The 6,764-nt window shown below is 60.4% G+C and carries 9 protein-coding genes; 1 reads left to right on the plus strand and 8 read right to left on the minus strand.

Annotation, left to right across the window (positions count from 1 at the left end):
* Window positions 1-228 precede the first annotated feature (228 nt).
* Window positions 229-591, plus strand: coding sequence for a DsbA family protein (locus I8J34_RS23570; RefSeq protein WP_214364088.1), 363 nt, complete (start codon window positions 229-231; stop codon window positions 589-591).
* On the opposite strand, the gene I8J34_RS23575 is transcribed toward I8J34_RS23570, so the two are convergent.
* The 8 genes from I8J34_RS23575 to I8J34_RS23610 form a co-directional block, all read right to left on the minus strand.
* Window positions 537-1,526 (minus strand): helix-turn-helix domain-containing protein, encoded by a 990-nt coding sequence (locus I8J34_RS23575; protein ID WP_214364089.1) that lies wholly within the window; start codon window positions 1,524-1,526, stop codon window positions 537-539. The two genes, I8J34_RS23570 and I8J34_RS23575, sit on opposite strands and share 55 nt — an antisense overlap.
* Window positions 1,527-2,453 carry a DKNYY domain-containing protein gene (locus I8J34_RS23580; protein ID WP_214364090.1) on the minus strand — a complete coding sequence of 309 codons (927 nt, stop codon included), beginning with the start codon at window positions 2,451-2,453 and terminating at the stop codon, window positions 1,527-1,529. It lies immediately after the preceding gene.
* 15 nt (window positions 2,454-2,468) lie between these two features.
* Window positions 2,469-2,666 (minus strand): DUF6396 domain-containing protein, encoded by a 198-nt coding sequence (locus tag I8J34_RS23585; RefSeq protein WP_214364091.1) that lies wholly within the window; start codon window positions 2,664-2,666, stop codon window positions 2,469-2,471.
* A gap of 114 nt (window positions 2,667-2,780) precedes the next feature.
* On the minus strand, window positions 2,781-3,578 hold the full coding sequence (locus tag I8J34_RS23590; RefSeq protein WP_214364092.1) for a T6SS immunity protein Tli3 family protein: 798 nt from the start codon (window positions 3,576-3,578) through the stop codon (window positions 2,781-2,783).
* 83 nt (window positions 3,579-3,661) lie between these two features.
* Window positions 3,662-4,285 carry a hypothetical protein gene (locus I8J34_RS23595; RefSeq protein ID WP_214364093.1) on the minus strand — a complete coding sequence of 208 codons (624 nt, stop codon included), beginning with the start codon at window positions 4,283-4,285 and terminating at the stop codon, window positions 3,662-3,664.
* The gene (locus I8J34_RS23600; RefSeq protein ID WP_214364094.1) at window positions 4,282-4,959 is read right to left on the minus strand and encodes an AHH domain-containing protein; all 678 of its coding nucleotides are present in this window, start codon (window positions 4,957-4,959) and stop codon (window positions 4,282-4,284) included. The genes I8J34_RS23595 and I8J34_RS23600 overlap by 4 nt, the downstream gene beginning before the upstream one ends.
* Before the next feature lie 16 nt (window positions 4,960-4,975).
* Window positions 4,976-6,178, minus strand: a complete 1,203-nt coding sequence (locus I8J34_RS23605) for a hypothetical protein (RefSeq protein WP_214364095.1) — start codon at window positions 6,176-6,178, stop codon at window positions 4,976-4,978.
* A gap of 6 nt (window positions 6,179-6,184) precedes the next feature.
* On the minus strand, window positions 6,185-6,764 hold a 580-nt coding region (locus tag I8J34_RS23610; protein ID WP_214364096.1), incomplete at its 5' end, for a DUF2345 domain-containing protein.

Genomic DNA, 6,764 nt, shown 5'->3' on the forward strand with positions numbered 1-6,764 from the left:
CAGCGCATCCGCCCGCCACCGCTCCAGCGTTGCCACCGAGATGCTCAACTGCCTGGAGACCGTCTCCAGCGGCGCGCTCTCCGGCGGCAGCAACCGCGCCACTGCCTTGTCCTTGAATGCTTGTCCGTATCTGGCCACTTCGTTCTTCTCTTATCGCCCCTCGGTTTCGGATTCTATCGAGGCGACAACTATTCTGACCCAGGGGGCGCCATCGAAGGAGCAGGCCCCATGGGAACGGCGCCATCGCACCTGCCGCATATCGAGTTCTGGTTCGACCCGGCCAGCACCTATTCCTACGTGGCCGCGGCCGACGTGGCGCGCCTGGAGGCCGAGGGGCTGGCCAGTTTCGACGACCGCCCCTTCCTGCTGGGGCCGATCTTCGCCCGCCAGGGCTGGACCGATTCGCCGTTCAAGCTGTATCGGGCCAAAGGCGAGTACATGTGGCGCGACCTGGCCCGCCTGTGCACCGAGCGCCGGCTGCCGCTGCGGTGGCCAGGCACCACGCCATCCGGGGCGCCACATGGGCGACTTGCCCTCTACAACCGGCCGTTGTCATCCGGCAAAAACCCCTCCGGCACATTGGGCGCATGAAACCCGTCCACCTGCGCCTCGAAGTGCCGGCGCAACGCGATCGCTCGCGCCCGCGCGCCATCCTCACCGTATTCATCGACCCGGAAACTGCGCCCACTCACCTTCAGGCAACGGGGCGGGCGAGCTGCCCAGACGACGTGTTCAACCGACTTGCCGGACGCGAGGGTAAATACACTCACAACCCGCCGCACACCCGCCACCCCCGAGGTGTTGTTGCGCCTCACCTTGGCGACGAACTCCCGCTTGCTGACAGGCCTGTGATCCGCAATCAGCGCGTCGCGCCAGTGCTGCGCCGCGGCCAAAGCCTTGAGCGCCGTGCCATAGCGGTTCAGTCCGAACCAACTGGTGTGCGTTTGCTGGCGCCGCTCAAGCTTGACCAGATAACCCGGCTCCCCGTCGAGATGCGTCCTCATCCAGCGGATGGCATACAAATCGTCCGGCCGGGCGTCGGCTTCGCAAATCTCGCTGGCTCCGGCATCCGGATCCGGCAGCACTTGCGCCGCCAGCCACCGGCGCCCCTCGGCCAGCGCCTCGTCATCCACACGGCCTGCCAGATACAGGCACAGCAGGCGCCGAGCCGCCGGCAGGATCGTCATGCCCCGCTCGTAGCGCCCTCCGGTTGCCTGGGCAATGTCGAAACGTGCCCAGAACTCTGTCTGTGTGAGCCCGAGCCGGGTACGAAGATCGAACAGAGCCCGCCCCAACCCACCGCTATTCATATCGGACGCTTCAGCCACCCAGGCCAGATCGGCCTCATCCACGCGAGCGATACGATGCAAGGCGACGAGCAACACCAACACGCGCGGCATGCCCTGGAGCGAGCGCTCGTAGCGCGCCCCGGCACCGGCCGCCACCCCGTAGCGCGGCCAGAAGGCTTCGAGGGACAGGCCGAGCGCTTCCCGCCAGGTCAAGAAAAAAGGGATGGGTGAATGCATCTACTTTTCGCTGTGTTCAGATTTCCGGGGCCACCTCTGCTTCCCCTCTACTCGCGCCCATCGTAGTGGGCCGGACACGCTCTCTTCGATTTCGTAAACTTCGGGCCCACTAGAACAGAAATGACGAAATCCCGTCTGAAAGCACTCCAACCTATGGGCTGCTACGCCAACGAAATAGCCGTGACCTCCTGCATGGTCCAGAACCACCATGTCTCGACCAACGACTCCGATGCGAATCTTCCGCAGACTCACTACCTCACATCCTGCCGTTGAGTCCACGCATGGAACGTCGAGCCAACGAACGCTTTCTATATCCAGCTTTGGCATTGCGACGAGGTCGACAAATAGTTGCCATGCATCCTGCGCGAAGTAGATGTCTTTCCATTCAGGATCTTCTCCAAACGGAAAAATCAATTCGAAGGATGCAGGATCGGCGCCTTTGATCTGATCAACACCAAGAAATACTGACTTGCTGTCCTTGGCATATCTCAGATAACGTCTTGATTCGAAAGCTTCGTAGGCCTTTTGCTGGGGAGCAATCCGCTCAAAATGCTCAGGATCATCACTGAGCAACCAGTAGAAACGATGCTCAGTGTTCGTATGTGTCTGTAACCAGGTGGGCAGATAGCATTCCAACATGAACATCTGACCGATGGACCCGATGCCTCTGCCCGAACACGGACTGCTGCGCTCCTTCCGAACCCTGAGAGCAAATATCTTGTGGTCGCGAACCCAGTAGAACTCTGAATCGCCAAACAGCCGTTGAACGTCACTGCATCGCCCTTGGCTGAGAATGGGTCTCTCTGACCGCATGGCAGCCTCGGCGCGACCCATCCACTTTTCTGTGCACGTGTAGGTTTCGGCTGCGATCACATGGGCAGACCAAAGAAGAGCCAGTATCCAGATGAGACGCACCTGAAGTTTCACGAGATCGAGTCCAGGCTATCGGGCAAGCGATCTTCCCGTGCTGGGATCGAGCCCCTTCTCGCGAGCCATCTCGGTGATGCGCTCCTCGCTCGGCAACGGCGGCGGTACGTTGGCCTCGTGCGCTTCGAGCCATTCGAGCTTGCCGTCCCACTCGGGCAACTCGGCAGGTGGCAGGGGGGCGATGCAGTCGAGGTCCAGAACCTTGGGGGTCAATTGCTCGTTGCGTCCGCTGTGTTCACTTCCACTAGATCGCTCCAAGTGTTGAAGGGTTTGATGCACGCGCAGATTCCAGGGGAACAGAAGTGGGAGTGTGGCGGGAGAAACGGCTTAACTCAGCGCTCCGACAGCCCATATGATCGGCAACGCCACGGTACGTCCGAGCAGATCGAGCACGGCAAACTGAAAGGCGTTCCAGCGGGTGCCGGCGGTTTGCTTGGGATCGCCTTCGAGGTCGGGATCGCAGCGCATTTGCGACCAGCCTTTGTATTCCTTCACTTCGGGGATGGTGGTGGGGAGGTTTTGGAATTCGGGGCGTTCGGAAAACACCGTCGTCGGCAGATGGTTTACTGGGTCAATCACTAGCATCCCCCAGCCTTCTCCAAACGGTTTCGATGTCATGAAAACCCGCCCGTCCTTGACCTCGATGAACGCCTGCTGGTTGATGACGGTGATGGCTTTGACTTCGGTGCCATACTCCACACTGCCGACCCAACGCGCGCTATTGAAAGTTTTGCCATGATCCTTGGAGACACGAAATGCTGAGACGTCGTCATACGGAATGAAGATGAAATCCCCGTCGTTGTCTGCATGGACGATGCGCGGAAGAAAGACGCGCGCAAACTGCTCCATGAGGCGAGTCTTGATGCCTCGTTTCGTATCGACATAGTCAATCGCCCCCTCGCAGCCGTAGCCGACGAGCTCCAAATGTCGATGGTCGTCAAATCGATAGACGACCTGTGTCGACGGCTTCGTCGGCGGTTCGGCATGGCTCGACGGTAGCCACGGGATCAAGGCGCTGATTGTCAGGCCCGTGGCCAGCAGGCGAGCGGGCCTCTTCAACATCCACTGACCGAACATCCAGCAGGCCAGCGCGAGGCCCAGCGTCCACAGCGGAATCAACCACATCAAAGCGTTCTCCATCGTTTCATTCAGCATGCACGGCCGGGAAGCGCGTATCCCGCTGGCACGCGTGCTGCGATGCTACGCATTCAGGGAAACGACACCCCGTACTCGGGAACGGGCACGAGCACCGCACCGCTGCGTCCGAACCAGCTTGCGATGGAGACGTGGACGACAACCGGACCTTCCGTGGTGCTACCCATCTTGAACAGGCGCCGAGATTCGAGTGGCGTTTCTTCCAACACCTTTTCATCGAGCGAGTAGGTGTACACCTCGTAAAGCTTCACATCGTCGAAATCGACCGGATCGGGGTCGTAGTAAGACCTCTCTCGGTCCCAGCAATCGAACAGCTCGGTGAACGTCAGATACCAGTAGTCTTCGTGCCAATTGTTCTTGTGGTCGATATAGATCGCCGGCTGGATGGCGAGGTTGGGGATGTCCAGCGGCAGGAGTTTTTCGCGCAGGGCGTCTTTGACGAGAAAGTTCGATCCATCGAAGAGTATTTCCGGTGGAGGGTCAACAGGGGCGATCCGGTTCGCCTTTTGATAGTCCAGTGAGCCATTGTGGAAAATTAGTGGCTTTGTATGCAGCGGAAGCTGCGTGAACCGATACCGTTTCCTTGAGGTGTCTTCGTCCGGCGTCATTTCCGGCATGCGCTCGTTTCTGTCCTTCAACACAAAATAGTAGTCACCGTCGAATTTTCCTGTGCTCATCGTCCCACCTTCAACTGATACGGCTTGTCTTTCCGGTAAATGATCTGTTCGCTCTTCTGCCCGGGGCCTTGCTGGCTGCGGTGGTGCCTTTCTACCGGACACGGTTGGCCGCTGTGATTCGGAATTGAATCGACCCCGCCGCAACCGATCTTTGATTTGGGTTCGAAATGCTTTGCAATTCTCGTCAGAGGAGCTTTACTCGGGACGATTTGGATGAGATTCGCAATTTTCTTGCTGATCTCGTCCATCTTCCGGCGGATCGTTCGCCGTCTGTCAGGATCCTCGGCCGGGCATTTGTCGGTCAGCAAACGCTCCAATTCGGCCACGCGCAACTTCACCATATCGTGATAGCTATCCGGCCGCTTCCGATCATCATCAAACCCATCCCCCTCAACCGGCGCCCTGTGGTCCCCCCGATGCGGCTGCACGCCCAGGTGGCAGGCACCCTGTAGCGTCGAAGGAATGTAGACCAGATTGTCCAGTACGTTGATGTCATAGCCAAATCGAACGAGATCGTTCCCAAGGCCGGATTTCTTCACCCCCTCCGCCGAAATCACATGATGCGCCTGCATCCCGATGCCATGATGACGCGGGTGATCCGGGTCTGCATGCGGGTCCGTGGCGTCCTTGATGCGTTTGAGGTATTTGGCGTCCTTCAATACGTTGCCGAGCATTTTTCGTCTCTTCCCCTTATTCGTACTCGACCGTGCCCAGCCGCTCGCGCGGGGTGGCGTGCTTGGTGCTGCCGCAGATGCGGCAGCGGCGGTCGCGCTTGATGGCGGCGCGTCGGGCGGTAATGGTGGTTCGGGTGGCGCCGCTCACGCGCAGACCGCGCTGGCGCGCCACGTTGAGCTTGGCACCCAGAGCATGGAGTTGGTTGGCCGCGCCGGAGAAGTCGTCAAGCATGCGGATGAATGCGCTAAAGGCGCGTTGTGCGGCCTCGACCTTTCTGACCACACCGGCGACCTTCGCGCTACTGGTCGCGATGCGCGCAGCCAATGCTGCGATGCGCGCCGCCGCGACGGTGCCGGCCGACAGCAGTGCGGTGACGATCAGCAGCACCACTTCGACCATCAGGTAGGCGCCGCCCTTGCCGGTGTGGTAGGCGTAGAAGTTGGGCGGCACCGCCTCGACGGCGAGGCTGGCGTAGCTTAGATAGGCCAGCGCGCTGTCGTTGTCCTGAATGATCTCTAGCACCACGTAGAAGTTCGGGTCGTTGCGGATGCCGTCGGCCAGTGCCTTGTCGATCTGGGGCAGCGTATTGTCGACAAAGGCCTGGACGGCCTTGGCGTCGCCTTCGGCGATGAGTTTGGGCAGATTCAGAATGTCGTCGCGATAGGCCCACACCCGCCCGGCGATGGCAACGACTTCTTCGATGTCGTCGATGGCCTGGCTGGCGGCCTGATGCCTTCGTTTCAGATCCTCAATCACCGCCTGCTCGGCCGAATCGATGCGGCCTTGCCACCAGGCCCAATTGGCCAGCGTGTCGTCGGCGTTTTCGAACAGATCGGCGATTTGCCCATAGACTTCCCCCGCGTACTCGCGAGTGGTGTCGTAGACGGCACCGGCGGCCTGTTCAACTTTGTCGCCAAGGCCGATCCAGGTGTCCTTGTCGAACATCTGCGCGAAATCTTCGGCCCAGTCGGCAACGCCCGCGCGGGCACCATCGATGGCCGCTTCGCCCAGCGCGCGCATCGGGTTGGTGTCCCATTCGGCTTGCATTGGCGCCATGCACTCGATGAGGTTGCCGTAGCAACCATCGAGGCGCTGGATGATCAACAGCCGATCATCGTGGATTTCCTTCTCGGTCACTGTGCGCGGGTTGGCCGACACCTGGATCGACCCATCTTGTGGTGTCAGCAGTTCTTTGGCGCCGTCCTTTTCGTTGGCCATGGGGTTCTACTCCTTGCTCTTCGGCAGGTTGAAACTGCTCGCCAGCGGTTGGGTATCGCAATCGATTCTCATGTTGTCGAGCGGCCAACGCGTGCTCCAGGCGTCCTCGTAGACCGCATCTACCTTGACCCAGGCGCTTTGGTCGCTGGGCATGACTGGCAGCGGGTACTCCTCCCGCACCGGCCCACTAAAACTCTTCTGACTCGCATGCACCGTCATCGTCCCCGGGCACTCGACCGTGATCCCCCCGTCGATGGTGATGCTCGCGCCGCCTTCGACGGCCAGCACGATTCTTTTGCCGGCGGCGAAGTCGATGTGCTCGGTGATCGATTGGAGCGTCACCTCGTCCTTGGCCTGGAACTTCATCTCGTCGCTTTGCGCCTGCATCTCGATGTCGTCCTTCGCCGCGATCATCGTGATGCCGGTGTTGTTCTCGCCCGGGCGAATGGCGCCGGCGACGAGGCCGATGGCCTGGCCGGTGTGGATACGCGCTTTGCCGGCGACGGCGAGGTTGGTGTCCTCGCCGCTCATCAGGTTGAGCGTCTCGCCGTTACTCAATTGCAGGTGGCCACCGGCGACAAGGCCG

It is taken from the genome of Denitromonas iodatirespirans (genome assembly GCF_018524365.1).
Lineage (GTDB): Bacteria > Pseudomonadota > Gammaproteobacteria > Burkholderiales > Rhodocyclaceae > Nitrogeniibacter > Nitrogeniibacter iodatirespirans.

What these genes read in the sequence shown, in the direction of transcription:
- I8J34_RS23570 (WP_214364088.1), top strand. Translation starts at nt 229, where the DNA reads ATGGGAACGGCGCCATCGCACCTGCCGCATATCGAGTTCTGGTTCGAC.
- I8J34_RS23575 (WP_214364089.1), bottom strand. Translation starts at nt 1,526, where the DNA reads ATGCATTCACCCATCCCTTTTTTCTTGACCTGGCGGGAAGCGCTCGGC.
- I8J34_RS23590 (WP_214364092.1), bottom strand. Translation starts at nt 3,578, where the DNA reads ATGTGGTTGATTCCGCTGTGGACGCTGGGCCTCGCGCTGGCCTGCTGG.
- I8J34_RS23595 (WP_214364093.1), bottom strand. Translation starts at nt 4,285, where the DNA reads ATGAGCACAGGAAAATTCGACGGTGACTACTATTTTGTGTTGAAGGAC.
- I8J34_RS23600 (WP_214364094.1), bottom strand. Translation starts at nt 4,959, where the DNA reads ATGCTCGGCAACGTATTGAAGGACGCCAAATACCTCAAACGCATCAAG.
- I8J34_RS23605 (WP_214364095.1), bottom strand. Translation starts at nt 6,178, where the DNA reads ATGGCCAACGAAAAGGACGGCGCCAAAGAACTGCTGACACCACAAGAT.